This is a genomic window from Flavobacterium gillisiae (assembly GCF_900107635.1).
GTDB lineage: Bacteria > Bacteroidota > Bacteroidia > Flavobacteriales > Flavobacteriaceae > Flavobacterium > Flavobacterium gillisiae.
Genome location: NZ_FNRD01000008.1, coordinates 120,049 through 134,311 on the forward strand (window position 1 = coordinate 120,049; position 14,263 = coordinate 134,311).

12 protein-coding genes are annotated in these 14,263 nt (G+C 33.7%); 8 read left to right on the top strand and 4 right to left on the bottom strand.

The genetic code is table 11. The features are described 5' to 3' along the window. The first annotated feature begins 28 nt into the window (after nucleotides 1–28). From BLV35_RS12175 to BLV35_RS12190, 4 genes are all read left to right on the top strand, one after another. The gene (locus BLV35_RS12175; protein WP_091090371.1) at nucleotides 29–3,739 is read left to right on the top strand and encodes a SusC/RagA family TonB-linked outer membrane protein; all 3,711 of its coding nucleotides are present in this window, start codon (nucleotides 29–31) and stop codon (nucleotides 3,737–3,739) included. A 9-nt stretch (nucleotides 3,740–3,748) separates the two neighbouring features. Then, a complete protein-coding gene (locus tag BLV35_RS12180; RefSeq protein ID WP_091090374.1) occupies nucleotides 3,749–5,230 on the top strand; it encodes a RagB/SusD family nutrient uptake outer membrane protein in 1,482 nt (493 codons plus the stop codon). Nucleotides 5,231–5,251: 21 nt separating this feature from the next. Then, a complete protein-coding gene (locus tag BLV35_RS12185; protein WP_091090378.1) occupies nucleotides 5,252–6,112 on the top strand; it encodes a zinc-binding metallopeptidase in 861 nt (286 codons plus the stop codon). A 71-nt stretch (nucleotides 6,113–6,183) separates the two neighbouring features. Continuing rightward, on the top strand, nucleotides 6,184–7,521 hold the full coding sequence (locus tag BLV35_RS12190) for a DUF4302 domain-containing protein (RefSeq protein WP_091090382.1): 1,338 nt from the start codon (nucleotides 6,184–6,186) through the stop codon (nucleotides 7,519–7,521). Nucleotides 7,522–7,594: 73 nt separating this feature from the next. Here BLV35_RS12190 and BLV35_RS12195 read toward each other — a convergent pair whose 3' ends face one another. Continuing rightward, on the bottom strand, nucleotides 7,595–8,242 hold the full coding sequence (locus BLV35_RS12195) for an SdpI family protein (RefSeq protein WP_091090385.1): 648 nt from the start codon (nucleotides 8,240–8,242) through the stop codon (nucleotides 7,595–7,597). A gap of 4 nt (nucleotides 8,243–8,246) precedes the next feature. Then, nucleotides 8,247–8,501, bottom strand: coding sequence for an autorepressor SdpR family transcription factor (locus BLV35_RS12200; RefSeq protein ID WP_074723884.1), 255 nt, complete (start codon nucleotides 8,499–8,501; stop codon nucleotides 8,247–8,249). Between the two features lie 95 nt (nucleotides 8,502–8,596). Between BLV35_RS12200 and bshC the strand changes: the two genes are divergently transcribed. The 3 genes from bshC (at nucleotide 8,597) to BLV35_RS12215 (ending at nucleotide 12,049) form a co-directional block, all read left to right on the top strand. Then, nucleotides 8,597–10,189 carry a bacillithiol biosynthesis cysteine-adding enzyme BshC gene (gene bshC / locus BLV35_RS12205; RefSeq protein ID WP_091090389.1) on the top strand — a complete coding sequence of 531 codons (1,593 nt, stop codon included), beginning with the start codon at nucleotides 8,597–8,599 and terminating at the stop codon, nucleotides 10,187–10,189. Nucleotides 10,190–10,247: 58 nt separating this feature from the next. After that, complete coding sequence (locus BLV35_RS12210) at nucleotides 10,248–11,519, top strand: acyltransferase family protein (protein WP_091090393.1); 1,272 nt, start codon at nucleotides 10,248–10,250, stop codon at nucleotides 11,517–11,519. 110 nt (nucleotides 11,520–11,629) lie between these two features. After that, nucleotides 11,630–12,049: a nucleoside-diphosphate kinase gene (locus BLV35_RS12215; RefSeq protein WP_091090396.1), complete on the top strand. Its 420-nt coding sequence runs from the start codon at nucleotides 11,630–11,632 to the stop codon at nucleotides 12,047–12,049. A gap of 141 nt (nucleotides 12,050–12,190) precedes the next feature. Here BLV35_RS12215 and BLV35_RS12220 read toward each other — a convergent pair whose 3' ends face one another. Next, on the bottom strand, nucleotides 12,191–12,487 hold the full coding sequence (locus BLV35_RS12220; protein WP_091090399.1) for a DciA family protein: 297 nt from the start codon (nucleotides 12,485–12,487) through the stop codon (nucleotides 12,191–12,193). Further along, nucleotides 12,468–12,911, bottom strand: coding sequence for a lipocalin family protein (locus tag BLV35_RS12225; RefSeq protein ID WP_091090403.1), 444 nt, complete (start codon nucleotides 12,909–12,911; stop codon nucleotides 12,468–12,470). The genes BLV35_RS12220 and BLV35_RS12225 overlap by 20 nt, the downstream gene beginning before the upstream one ends. A 234-nt stretch (nucleotides 12,912–13,145) precedes the next feature. Here BLV35_RS12225 and BLV35_RS12230 point away from each other — a divergent pair, with 234 nt between their 5' ends. After that, nucleotides 13,146–14,216 (top strand): serine hydrolase domain-containing protein, encoded by a 1,071-nt coding sequence (locus BLV35_RS12230; RefSeq protein ID WP_091090407.1) that lies wholly within the window; start codon nucleotides 13,146–13,148, stop codon nucleotides 14,214–14,216. The last annotated feature ends 47 nt before the right edge of the window (nucleotides 14,217–14,263 follow it).

Sequence of the window (14,263 nt, forward strand, 5' to 3'; positions counted from 1 at the left end):
AAAGTATTAATTAAAACTAACCAAAATTATGAAAAAACCTGTTGTTAAACAACGATTACTCTTTCGAATCATGAAAATAACACTATTTCAATTTGTCCTGGCCTTTGTGTTTTCCACAGTGACCATGGCAAATAGCGTTAAAGGGCAAAAGAAATTAGATACCAAAGTAACCATTTCAATTTCTAACTTAAGCTTATTCAATGCGCTATCCAAGCTTGAAAAAAATGCAAATGTTAAATTCTCGTACAATTCTAGAATTAGCCAATTAGATCAAAAAGTGAATATCAATGCTACTGACGAAACTCTATCTAGTATCCTAAGCAGTATTTTAAAACCACTTAACATCGAATACAGCGAAGTTAGTAATCAAATAGTATTGCAAAATAAAATTGCAGAAGACGGGATTATGGGATTTGAACCTCTAAAATCATTAAGTCAAAACTTATTACCCTTACCTATTGTTAAAGGAAAAGTAATTGATGAAAGAGGAAGCCCGTTACCTGGTGCAACGGTATTAGCAAAAGGAACAACTAAAACGGTACTAACTGATGCCAATGGTGATTTTACTATTGACATGCCTACAAACAGTACTAGACTTGTTATATCTTATATCGGTATGCAATCTCAAGAAGTTGGTATAAAAACTACACCAATTACTGTAGTTTTAGTTGATGAGGCCAATAACTTATCCGAAGTAGTTATTACAACTGGTTATGAAAAAACATCTAAAAGAACCTTTACAGGAGCAGTAAGTAAAATTACGGGTACAGAGCTTTTGGTTGAAGGAGTTGTCGATATCAGTAGAATGATTGAAGGAAAAGCAGCTGGTGTAACTGTTCAAAACGTTACTGGTACTTTTGGTACAGCTCCAAAAATTACTGTACGTGGATCTTCTTCTATATTTGGAGATACTAAACCACTTTGGGTAATTGATGGTATTGTACAAGAAGATATCGTGAATCTTTCTTTTGCTGATCTAGCATCAGGAAATTCAGAAACATTATTAAGTTCTTCTATTGCAGGATTAAACCCAAATGATGTATTAAGTATTGAAGTACTTAAAGATGCATCTGCGACATCTATTTACGGATCAAGATCCTTGAATGGAGTTGTTGTTGTAACTACAAAACAAGGAAGAAGAGAGTCGCCTTTAAGCGTTACTTATTCATTAGAAGAAACAGCAAGATTAGTTCCTAGCTACAATCAATATGATATTTTGAATTCTCAAGAAACAATGAGTATTTTAAAAGAAATTGAAGCTAAAGGTTTTCTTAGTTTGCCATCTACTTCACAAGGACGTTACGGAGGTGTTTATAATATATTAGCAAATGCAATTAATACTTATGATCAAACTAATGGTACTTATGGCGTTAAAAATGATGAGCCTAGTAGGAATGCTTTTCTAAAAAAATATGAATTAGGAAATACGAACTGGTTTAAAGTTTTATTTAGACCTTCTATAACTCAAAATCATTCGTTAAGTTTCTCTGGTGGAGGAAAAAACAATGCGTATTTTGCTTCTCTTGGTTTTTATAATGATCCAGGATGGACTGTTGCTGATGGTGTAAGCCAATTAACATCTAATATCAAAAACACGTTTTTTATCAATGATAAATTAAACTTAACATTATCAACTCAAGCTTCGGTAAGAGATCAATCAGCTCCAGGAAGTTATGACAGCCTTAAAGATGGTGTTAGCGGAAGCACTACTAGAGATTTTGACATCAACCCATTTAGCTATGTGTTAAATACTAATAGAACCTTACGTCCTTATGACGATAATGGAAACTACGAGTACTATAGAAACAACTGGGCTCCACTAAATATAGTTGAAGAATTAAAAAACAACTATATGGACATTAAGGTTAAAGACATTCGTTTTCAAGCAGATTTAGCTTACAAAATAAATCCAAAGTTGACGTATAACTTTACAGCTAATGCTCGTTATGCAAATACAACTAGAGAACACAATATCTTAGAAAACTCCAATATTGTAGGCGCTTATAACGCTCAAGAAACAACAATTGTAAGAGATGCAAATATCTTCTTGTACCAAGATCCAGACAACTTAACTGCACCAAAAGTTTCTGTATTACCTAATGGTGGAATTCTAAGAAAGTTCACTAATGAATTAACATCTTATAATATTAGAAATAGTTTTAATTATAAAAATGTTTTCAAAGACACTCACGAATTAGAAGCATTATTTGGTCAAGAACTTAGATCTGTAGATAGAAACAGTAATAATTTTACTGCATATGGATTACAATATGATAGAGGATTAACTGCTTTTACTGACCCTAGAATATTAGAGAAATTAATCAATGGTGGTGAATCATATTATGCATTTAATGAAGAAAGAGAACGCACAGTTGGTTTCTTTGGTAAAGTAGGATATACTTACGATCGTCGATATACAGGATCTGTTACAGGTCGTTATGATGGATCTAACAGACAAGGTAATAGTACTTCATCAAGATGGTTGCCTACTTACACTTTCAGTGGAAAATGGAATATCATGGAAGAAGATTTCATGAAAAATGCTAAAACTATAACTAATTTAAGTCTAAGAGGGTCTTATGGTCTTACAGCAACAGCTGGACCTGCAACTAACTCATTAGCAATTTACAAAAGTTTTATCACAAACCGTCTTAACTTATCAGATAGAGAAACTGGATTAAACATAGATGAACTGCAAAATGCAGATTTGACTTGGGAAAAACAATTTGAAACTAACATTGGTTTAGATTTAGGTTTGTTTGATAATCGAGTTCAATTTACAACAGATGTTTATAGCCGTAAAGCGTTTGACTTAGTAGATTTTGTTACTACTTCAGGTATTGGAGGACAAAAATTAAAACAAGGTAACAATGCCGATATGGAAACAAGAGGTATAGAAATGTCTTTATCGACTAAAAACCTTAATAACACGAGACTAAAATGGTCAACATCATTTAATTTCTCTATCTACAATCAAGAAATTACTAAGTTACAAAATAACCCAAGTGTACTAGGACTTGTTGACGGTACAGGTGGGAATACAGTAGGTCACCCAAGAAATGCCTTATACTCTTATCAATTTACTGGTTTGAACAATCAAGGTTTACCAACTTTTGTGATGGCTGATGGTGAAGACGACAATATCGCTGGAGCAAACTTCCAAGATTCTGATGACGTTACGAAGTACTTAAAATATGAAGGGTCAATCGAGCCTAATAAATCTGCTGGTATCTCTAATACATTCACTTATGACAATTGGTCATTAAATGTATTTATTGTTGCCGCTGGAGGAAATAAAGTTCGCTTAAACCCTATATACTCTGATGTATATGATGATTTAACTGTTTTTACAAAAGAATTCACAAACCGATGGATAAATGCAGGTGACGAAGCTTTGACAAACATCCCAGTGATCGCTGATCAAAGACTAATTGCTAATTATGCTGCACAATCTAAAGATTTGACAAGAGCATATAATGCTTATAATTTCTCAGATGAGCGTGTTGCTGACGGAACTTTTGTAAGATTGAAAAACGTATCCTTAAGTTATGAATTCCCTAAAGATTTAAAGAAAAAATTAGGACTAAATGTTTTCTCTATGAAAGCATCGACTGCTAATCCGCTTTTAATTTATTCTGATAAAAAACTAAACGGCCAAGACCCTGAGTTTTATAGATCAGGAGGAGTTTCACAACCAATCACGAGCCAATACACATTCTCTATTAACGTATCATTTTAATAAAAAAACATGAGAAACATAAAAATAACCCTAACGCTCCTATTATTAGTAGGACTTAGCAGTAGTTGTGATGATTTTCTTTCTGAAGTTCCGGACAACAGAACCCAGCTAGATACTCCAGAAAAAATATCTGAAATATTAGTTAAAGCTTATCCTGAAGCTAATTACATGGAATTTGCAGAAACAATGTCAGATAATGTTTTTGACAGCGGAAATTTAACATTAACAACCATTAAAAACAGCCAAAGTTACAATTGGGAGATGCTTGATGATATTCAACGCGACACCCCATCTCAATATTGGGATGCTTGTTATACAGCAATTGCTCATGCAAATCAAGCTTTGGATGCAATAAAAAAACTTGGTAATCCAGCTAACTTGAATCCACAAAGAGGAGAAGCTTTAATGGCAAGAGCTTATGCTCATTATATGTTGGTCTCTTTTTGGTCTCAAAGATACAATCCCGCAACTGCTAATACAGACTTGGGTATTCCTTATGTCCTTGAACCAGAAACTGCTTTGATCCAAAAATACAACCGTAACACTGTTGCTGAAGTATATGCTTACATCAAAGCTGACATCGAAGAAGGCCTACCAATAGTTACAAGTAACTACACACTTCCTAAATTCCATTTTAACAAAGCAGCTGCAAATACTTTTGCGAGTCGTTTTTACGCTGTAACTGGAGAATGGGACAAAGTAATTGCAGTTTCAAATGAATTAGGTAACACACCAGTTGCACAATTAAGAGATTATCAGTCGTACCTAGATGTAGATTTCAATACTGGTCAAAGAAAATATTCACAAGAGAGTGAAAACACAAATCTTTTAATAGTATCTGCGTCTTCTATTTATTCAAGAAGTTTCTATTCTAATAGATTCCAATTAACAGGAGCTGATCGAAATGAACTTTTTGGAAATAACACTAACTTAGTAAATAAAGAATTCCTTTACAGACCTTTATCTTATAATGGTCAGATAACAATCTTTGTTCCTAAATTTGTTGAGTATTTCAAATACACTAATGCTAATGCCGGAATTGGACTTCCTTATGACGCTTTAGTATTACTAAGTAATGACGAACTGTTCTTAAACAGAATAGAAGCACATGTTATGACTAATCAGTTAGCCCTTGCTAATCAAGAAATGGACTACTTCTTATCTGTTCGTGTAAAACTTTACAATGCAGCAACGGATAAAATGACTGAGGCTAAAATAGTAGCTAAATATCCTGTAATTGAAAATGAGTACACACCATTTTATAGCATGACTGCCGTACAAACTTCATACATAAAGGCGATAGCCGAGATGAGACGTAGAGAATTTATTCATGAAGGATTAAGATGGTTAGACATCAAACGTTTTGCTCTAAAAGTCACTCATAAAACATACAATCAACCTGATAAAGTTTTAGCGAAAGACGATTTACGTAAAGCAATTCAAATTCCATTGCATGTTACAAATACTGGAGTAGAAAAAAACCCTCGTTAATTAATTTAACTAATTACTATTATGAAAATAAAAAAACAATATAAAATTATAGCATTACTATGCACAGTGCTATTATTAGGAGCTTGTTCTGGTGAAGAACCTCTTAAAGAAAGTCAATTAGATTTATCCACACCTGCTAAATCAGATTTAGATAAATGGATAGATGCTAACTACCTAGATATTTACAATATTAATGTTCAATACAAATGGAACCAAAACGCTGTGGATAACAACCGTTTTCTATACCCACCTCTACAGTCAAAAGTACAGCCGGTATTAGAAATTGTTCAAAAAATCTGGTTAGAGAGCTACAAGACAATTGCAGGTCCTAATTTTGTAAAAACAATTGCTCCTAGAGAATTTGTACTAGTTGGAGGTATCAACTTAAATACGACAGGAACTATTACATTAGGATTAGCCGAAGGTGGTAAAAGAATTACTTTATTCGAAACCGATAATGTAAATAAAAAAGATCGTGCCAATGTAAAGCGATTTATTCATACTATCCAACACGAATACATACACATTTTGAATCAAACGAAACCTTTTGATGAGAAAACACTTTCTAAAATTACTCCAACTGGATATACTTCAAATTGGTATGCGACGTCTACAACAGTAGCAAGAGAGGAAGGTTTTATTACTGACTATGCTAGATCTAATATAAATGAAGATTTTGCAGAAATGGCAGCAATAATGTTGATTAACTCTAAAGCTGAATATGCCGCAATTTTAGCAGCTATAACAAGCCAAACGGCTGTAGCTAACATCAAGGCTAAAGAAGCAGTAGTGGTTAAATATTTCAAAGACAATTTTGGTATCGATTTTTATAAGCTAAGAGATGAAGCTGAAAAGAACACTAATGCTGTTATAAACGGTTAGTAATTAAATAGGAGTTTTAGTTTATAAGACTCCTATAAAAATCTCATTTATCATAACATAAATTAAAAATCATGAAATTAAAAACTATAATAAATTATCTTTTGGTAGCTATTTTAGCCGTCCAATTGGTCTCTTGTGATAATAAGGAGACTTTAGATTCTCCTTTTAACGCTACCCCTACAGAGCGTTTAAATGCAAAACAAAAAGAACTTAATGATCTATTACAATCATCCGAGTTTGGATGGAAAGCAATCTATTTTACAGATACTACTCAGTTAGGTGGTTTTACACATGTATTCAAGTTTAAAGATGGAAAAGTTGACATGGCATCAGACTTTGATGATGATACTGCAGTCTATCCTAGTGAGTACAGCATTGGTTTAGGAAGTACGGTTAGCCTTATTTTTACAACTAAAAACAAAATTCATTTATTATCTGATTCTAATAATTATCCTACGGCAGCCTTAAGAGGTAAGGGATATAAGGGAGACTTCCAGTTTTCATACTATGGACAAGATAACGGACAAATCGTTTTCAAAACAAACAGAAGTTTTGAAGAATTACGTTTTGTAAAAGCAACCGCAACAGACTGGACTGATTTAGCTAAAAACAGAGCTATGATTCCTAATGTAGTTGGAGCTTCCACAAGACCTTTATTCAGACTATTAGAAACAAATGATGGTACAAAAGTTAGTCAATTCGATTTTTCTTTTACAGCACCCTCTCGATATGCAACAGCTAACTCTATTGAAACTGGTTCTTCTGTAACGAGCAACATGGGGATTGCATATACTCCAACAGGGATTATTGTTAGTCCTGCTGTAAAAGTAGGCACACAAAAACTATCAGTATTTACTTTTGATGCAGCAACTGGAAACTTTAATGCTACAGGTACAGGAGGAGCTACTGCATCAATCAGATACAGCAACAAACCTTTAGTATTAACAGATGATTATAAACCACTATTAGCTGGAAATACGAAAACAGTTTATGCTTATATAGCTGCAAATTTAGCAACTGCACCAACTAACTCATTACTTTGTAATTCAATATTAAATGCCATAAATGCAAGTTTACCTTCAACTCAAAAAGTGAATAGAGTCACTTTTAATTTTAATGATGGGGCGAATGGCAGTTATATTTCTTATTCGTTTACTGGCGGAAAAGCAACTCTATACCACTTTGTAAAAGTTACAGAAGATCCTGTAAACAAAACTTTAATACTTACTAATGACGGCTGGCTTGGCGGAAGTGAACCTGCTCTTTTAAAGGATTTAGACAAACAATTATTAGACACAAAAGGTTTATATGTAAAAAAAGAAAGTTTTAGAATAACATTCTCTAACAGTATCTACACCTTTACTAGCGCTTCAAGCAACTTTAGAATAACAACTTATGCATTTCAATAAATAGATCTATTTATTTAGTCAAATAGGCTGCCCTGCAAAGGCAGCCTATTTTTATATATATAAATATGAAAATCTAATTCCTCAATTCCTTAAATTTCAGATACGAATAAACCACCGGCACTATCGAAATGACAGCAATAATTGTGATAAGAATGTAAATGAAAATGCTTTTATCTATAATCAAGCTCCCTAACACGATCAATAACCCGCCAACAATCCATAGTTTACCCGCCATTATGTGCGTTAATTTCCAAACTTCCTTACTCTCTAATGTCCATGGAGTTTTTATTCCAATAAAATAATTGGGCTGAATTACTTTGAAATAATTACCTAACGCAATAAACAAAACACCTATGGGAATGAAAATCAAATTCGCACTTGAAGTGGATTGATTTACCGATATATGTAAAATAATAAAAGCTAAAGTCGACATGAACAAAACCAAGATAAATTTTAATTGGTAATACTTCCCTCCCATTTGCTCGATTTTCTTTTTCGGATCAATTTTAGGAACAACTACCATTAATACATAAGTCAAAACAGGCAATAAAAACAACAAGGTTATCAATGAATATTTATCTCCCCATTTATCAACTTCTCCCTTGTAATTCCAATGCGTTGGTACTTTCTCTGGTAATGTATTCCAAATTATAGCTAAATAGATGAAAGGTGCCACTACAATTCCAATTAAAGGTAGCTCTTTTTTTAAGGTTAATTTCATGATTTTATTTTTTAAAAGTTAATATCCATTGCAATACATCCTCCATCACCGTTGTGTTAATGGAATAAATGATGAATTGACCGTTTTTTTCGAAAGTGATCAAATCCGCACGTTTCAAAATGTCCAAATGATGTGAAATACTAGGTTTTGAAATATTGAAATGAGCTGCAATTTCACCTGCCGATAAATCCTTAACTTTCAAAAGTTCTAATATCTCCCTCCGGGTTACATCATTTAATGCTTTAAAAATGGCATTCATTATTTTGTATTTATATATTTAGACAAATATCTAAATATTATTTTGAATGACAAAATTAAATTTGAATTTAGTACATTTACACAAATTACTAAACTATGCCTACCGACTGTATCAGCTATCAAAATTCAGGGTATTTCTCCCCGTTGATGAATGATTATTTAGATCAAAAAAACAATTTACACTCTTTATACAATCGCTTCCCCACACTTGAAAACTTTGAGGGACAAATCCTCGAAAAGCAGACCAATTTCGACAATTCAAGTAGAATCACTTTAGTTTCGGTTCTACAAAAACAATATGCTGGTATTGAAAGCTCCCATTTAACACTTCAAAATATTGAAGCTTTGAAAGTGAACAATACTTTTACAGTAACCACCGGACATCAATTAAACCTATTTACCGGTCCTCTATATTTCCTTTATAAAATTATCTCCACGATTAATCTTACCAAGGAATTAAAGGCAAAATATCCTGCCTATAACTTTGTCCCTATCTATTGGATGGCGACCGAAGACCATGATTTTGAAGAGATTAATTATTTTAATTTTAAAGGAAAAAAATTCAGGTGGAACAAGGAAAGCACTGGACCTGTGGGAAGATTGTCTACCGAAGGATTATCAGATGTTTTTGAACTATATTCCCAGGAATTAGGTTCAAGTACGAATGCTGAAACCTTGAAGAACTTATTTAAAGATGCCTATCTAAATCACGACAATTTAGCAGATGCTACACGTCATTTAGCGAATGCACTTTTTGGAGCTCAAGGTCTGGTAATTCTTGATGCTGATGATACCAATCTCAAGCGTAGCTTTATTCCTTTTGCAAAAGAAGAATTACTACACCAAACTTCACATAAAGCAGTACTTGAAACAACTGAAAAATTAAACAAGTACAACATACAGGTAAATCCACGCGAAATCAATTTGTTTTATATCGAAGATAAAATGCGAGAACGCATTATTCTGGAAGAGGGGAAATACAAAATAAACAATACTAAAATTGAATATTCTGAGGACGAGATCTTGACATTACTAGATACCAACCCGGAAATATTCAGCCCTAACGTGATTATGCGTCCATTATATCAGGAAGTAATTTTACCAAATCTTTGTTACATTGGTGGAGGTGGAGAAATTGCCTATTGGTTGGAATTAAAATCATTTTTTGACGCGGTAAAGGTTACTTTCCCAATGTTATTAGTGCGTAACTCTGTTCTTTTAGCGTCTGAAAAGCAACTAAAAAAGGCAGATAAACTAGAATTAACTTGGAGTGACTTATTTTCTAAACAAGCCGATTTAGTAAATACTAAAACAATACAATTATCGGAATTCCCAATCGATATGTCCACTTTAAAAAAACAGCTTCAAGAACAATTCAAAGCATTGTATGAGATTACTAAACTAACCGATAAATCCTTCGTTGGAGCAGTAAAAGCACAAGAAATAAAACAAACCAAAGGATTAAACAATCTTGAAAAACGCTTATTAAAAGCACAAAAAAGAAAGTTAAGCGATATATTAGAACGCATCACCGACTTACAAAACGAACTGTTTCCTAATAAAAGTCTGCAGGAACGTCAAGCTAATTTTTCAGAATACTATTTGGAATCGGACGCTAATTTAATTCCAAGAGTAATCGATACCTTGAAACCTTTAGAACAAGATTTTAATATAATTACACTTTCATAAAGGAATACAAGCATTAAAAAAATAGTACGTACTTTTAATTATAATCAAACGAAAAGCAATGGTAAAAGAACGCTTAATTTCATTGGATATATTTAGAGGGCTTACTGTTTTAATGATGACCATAGTCAATAACCCAGGTGATTGGTCCGCCATATATCCACCGTTAGAACATGCGGATTGGAATGGCTGGACTCCAACTGATCTAGTTTTTCCTTTTTTTATTTTGATCATGGGGGTAGCAATTCCCTTTGCTCTACCATCAAAAACTTTTGATGTCGCCACTTTCACTAAAATAGTAGCGCGCTCGCTTCGGATAATTTGCTTGGGTATCTTTTTTAATTATTTTGGTAAAATTCAACTTTTCGAATTAGAGGGAATCCCATTATTACTGGCAAGATTGGCAATAACATTTGGTGTAGGCTATGCCCTTTTGGGTAATTTTAATTCTAAAATCAAATTGTACCTCGCGCTTACAATTTTTGCAGCATATCTCTTTTTGGCTTTTGGTGGTATCGAGGCCTATAAGGAAGTTAGACTTCCTGGTGTACTGCAACGCATAGGGATTGTTTATTTTTTCATATCTCTACTGTACCTCAAAACAAATCAAAAAACACAAATAATAACGGCCATAGCATTATTGTTAGGGTATTGGATGTTAATGACACTTATACCCGTTCCTGGAATTGGCGAAGCAAACCTTGAAAAAGGAACTAATTTAGCCGCTTGGCTCGATAATGCTCTATTAAAAGACCATTTGTGGGTGTATTCAAAAACATGGGATCCAGAAGGAATTCTAAGTACCCTACCCGCTATCGCTACTGGAATAATAGGAATCTTGATTGGGCAATTACTAAATAGCAACATCAGTAAACTTGAGGTTTTAAAAAAAATGATAATTACAGGAAGCGTACTGCTCCTACTTGGATTGCTTTGGAATAGCATTTTCCCAATAAACAAATCGCTGTGGACCAGTTCCTATGTTTTATTCACTGCCGGTCTGGGTATACTCGTTTTTACCTTTTTCTATTATATAATTGACACTTTAAACATCAAGAATGGATTCAAATTATTCTTGATTTGGGGTGTAAACCCAATGATTGTTTTTTCATTTTCCCAAATCATACCGCAAGGATTAAGAATGATTCAATTTCAAAACACACAAATTCCATCGGAACAGATAAACCTGCAGCAATATCTCTATAGTTTTTGGATTCTCCCCTCTTTCAATAATCCCATGACGGCATCTTTAGCTGGGGCTTTAATTTACTCATGTATATGGAGTTTCATTTTGTGGCTCTTTTACAAAAACCGCTTAATTTTTAAAGTGTAGGCTAAAAAAACAGTATAATTAGCAAATAAAAAAGCCTAAACTGCTGATTTCCTAATTTCAATTCAAAAAAAAGTCTACTTTTGCACAAAATCTAAAAAATACAAAACAAAATGGCTACAAATAGAACATTTACAATGATTAAGCCTGATGCTGTTGCTAACGGACACATCGGAAACATACTTGCAATGATTACAAACGCAGGTTTCAAAATTGTTTCTTTGAAATTAACTCAACTTACTGTAGCAGATGCTCAAGCATTTTACTCAGTACACGCTGCAAGACCATTCTACGGTGAATTAGTAGAATTTATGTCAAGAGGAGCTATTGTTGCTGCTATTTTAGAAAAAGACAACGCTGTTGAAGATTTTAGAACATTAATCGGTGCTACTAATCCAGCTGATGCTGCTGAAGGTACAATCCGTAAAGCATATGCTACTTCTATTGGAGAAAATGCAGTTCACGGTTCTGACAGTGATGAAAACGCAGCTATCGAAGGTGCTTTTCATTTTGCAGGAAGAGAGCAATTCTAGATTTTAGAATGTTGATTAACGATTTTTGATTGCAGATTTAAAAATCATCACATAAAAAATTCCCGTTTCCAAAAGAAACGGGAATTTTTTATATCTACTAAAATCTGAAATCAAAAATCTGCATTCTGAAATCAAAAATCTTTATCTCAACACCACATCTCTCACCACATCGCGACGCAGTTCTTCGTTTATCATCTTGACAATTTTACTTTTCCCGTGACTCAACTCTTCACGAAGTACAGACGAACTCAACTCAACATACAGCGTACTTCCTTTCAATACCACATTTTTAGTATAACTGTTCACACCGTTCCCCATTAGATTTTTCCAGGCATCCTTAACGTCTATCTGGTCCATTCCCGGCTGTAGTTTGTTAACTTGGATAATTTGCTTTAAAACATCCCCAACCGTACTTTGATTATTTAGTCTTTTCGCCATCGCTTGTCAAATTTATTGGTCCTGCTTTCTTATAATGATATTCCTTCTTCTCTTCATTTCGCACCACTAACTCCTTATCAGAGACAGCAATTAATTCTTCACTCCATTTCGCATAAGGAGTAGAATAATCTAAGAATGCTTTACCCTCTTTAAATCGTACCACCACATTCTCATAAGCATCATTCACTAAAAAACTACCGTCTAATTGAGGCATCACTTTCTTTCGGATGCCATTATTGTTCTTGGTAATCTCAAAATAATCATAACTTTCATTCATTTTATAATCCTTGTCTTCCCCGTCGTCAAAAACCACTTTTTCTATTTCCCAATAGCCATTCAACTTGGAGATATCTGTAGGTTCAATCTTTTGTTGACAACCCACAAAAAACAAAGAGAGCACTAAAATTCTAAGTGTATTTATCATATCAATTATCTATTTTTTTTAGGAGCTTAATCCTGCTTTCCACTATAATCTTTTTATTTTTTAAAAAAAATAAAAAGGATTTCCGCTTCAATCAGGGCTAGGGCTTTTGGATAAGTAAGTCCGTTTTTTTTATGCCACAAAGCTAAGCTTATTAAATTCAAAGAAAACAAAAATAGCAAAACACATTAAACTATTTTGATTATTTTTGATCAAAGAATGACTAATTAGTACAAGATGCCAAAATCGATACAATGTCTACTAATCCTGCTATTATGTATTGGATGCACCAAAGAAAATACAGAAACAAACCCTTCACCTTCTGCAACCAACTATTTCCCTCCTTTAACAGGAACCCAGTGGGAGACACAATCGATTTCCAGTTTAAATTGGAATCAAGGCGCTGTTCAACCCTTATTAGATTATTTAGAACTCAAAAATTCTAAGTCTTTTATTATTTTAATCAATGGTAGAATAGTCATGGAGAACTATTTTAATGGGCATTCAGCAACAGCTAATTGGTATTGGGCAAGTGCTGGAAAAACACTGACGACTGCAATGACAGGAATTGCAGAACAGGAAGGGTATTTGAACATCAATTCTAAAGTTTCAGATTATATTGGTACCGGATGGACCAGCGCACCGCTGGCAAAAGAAAACTTGATTACCAATAAACATTTGCTGGCCATGACATCCGGCATTGAGGACATTGCAAATGGCGACGATGTGGCTCCAGCAAGTTTACAATATAAAGCAGATGCAGGAACACGTTGGGCCTATCATAATGTATATGTAAAACTTCAAGATGTTGTGGCTAAAGCATCAAAACAAACTTGGCCCAACTATTTCAACACTAGACTAAGGGATAAGATTGGTATGGATGGCGCTTGGTTTGATTCTGGTAATAATTCCGTTTATGCCAGCACAACCAGAAGCATGGCTCGCTTTGGCCTATTAATGCTTAATAAAGGAAAATGGAAAAACACGATAATACTCAATGAGAACTATTGCATTGCTGCCACTACAACATCACAAAACATCAACCTAAGTTACGGCTATTTATGGTGGTTAAACGGAAAAAGTAGCTACCACTTACCGCAATCACAATTGCAATTTTCAGGAAGCATCATTCCATCTGCTCCAAATGATATGTATATGGCTTTAGGAAAAAACGACCAGAAAATTTACGTTATTCCAAGTAAGAATATGGTGGTAATAAGAATGGGGGATGCTGCCGATAATGTAAATCTGGCATTATCCGATTTTGATGAAACATTATGGGTAAAAATAAAAAGTCTTTATCAGTAAAAGCTCATTGTTTCGTTTTTCTTTTGGCGATAAGCCCAAATAAAAAA

Coding starts and splice junctions, on each gene's coding strand:
- BLV35_RS12175 (WP_091090371.1), top strand. CDS start 29: ATGAAAAAACCTGTTGTTAAACAACGATTACTCTTTCGAATCATGAAA.
- BLV35_RS12180 (WP_091090374.1), top strand. CDS start 3,749: ATGAGAAACATAAAAATAACCCTAACGCTCCTATTATTAGTAGGACTT.
- BLV35_RS12185 (WP_091090378.1), top strand. CDS start 5,252: ATGAAAATAAAAAAACAATATAAAATTATAGCATTACTATGCACAGTG.
- BLV35_RS12190 (WP_091090382.1), top strand. CDS start 6,184: ATGAAATTAAAAACTATAATAAATTATCTTTTGGTAGCTATTTTAGCC.
- BLV35_RS12195 (WP_091090385.1), bottom strand. CDS start 8,242: ATGAAATTAACCTTAAAAAAAGAGCTACCTTTAATTGGAATTGTAGTG.
- BLV35_RS12200 (WP_074723884.1), bottom strand. CDS start 8,501: ATGAATGCCATTTTTAAAGCATTAAATGATGTAACCCGGAGGGAGATA.
- bshC (WP_091090389.1), top strand. CDS start 8,597: ATGCCTACCGACTGTATCAGCTATCAAAATTCAGGGTATTTCTCCCCG.
- BLV35_RS12210 (WP_091090393.1), top strand. CDS start 10,248: ATGGTAAAAGAACGCTTAATTTCATTGGATATATTTAGAGGGCTTACT.
- BLV35_RS12215 (WP_091090396.1), top strand. CDS start 11,630: ATGGCTACAAATAGAACATTTACAATGATTAAGCCTGATGCTGTTGCT.
- BLV35_RS12220 (WP_091090399.1), bottom strand. CDS start 12,487: ATGGCGAAAAGACTAAATAATCAAAGTACGGTTGGGGATGTTTTAAAG.
- BLV35_RS12225 (WP_091090403.1), bottom strand. CDS start 12,911: ATGATAAATACACTTAGAATTTTAGTGCTCTCTTTGTTTTTTGTGGGT.
- BLV35_RS12230 (WP_091090407.1), top strand. CDS start 13,146: ATGCCAAAATCGATACAATGTCTACTAATCCTGCTATTATGTATTGGA.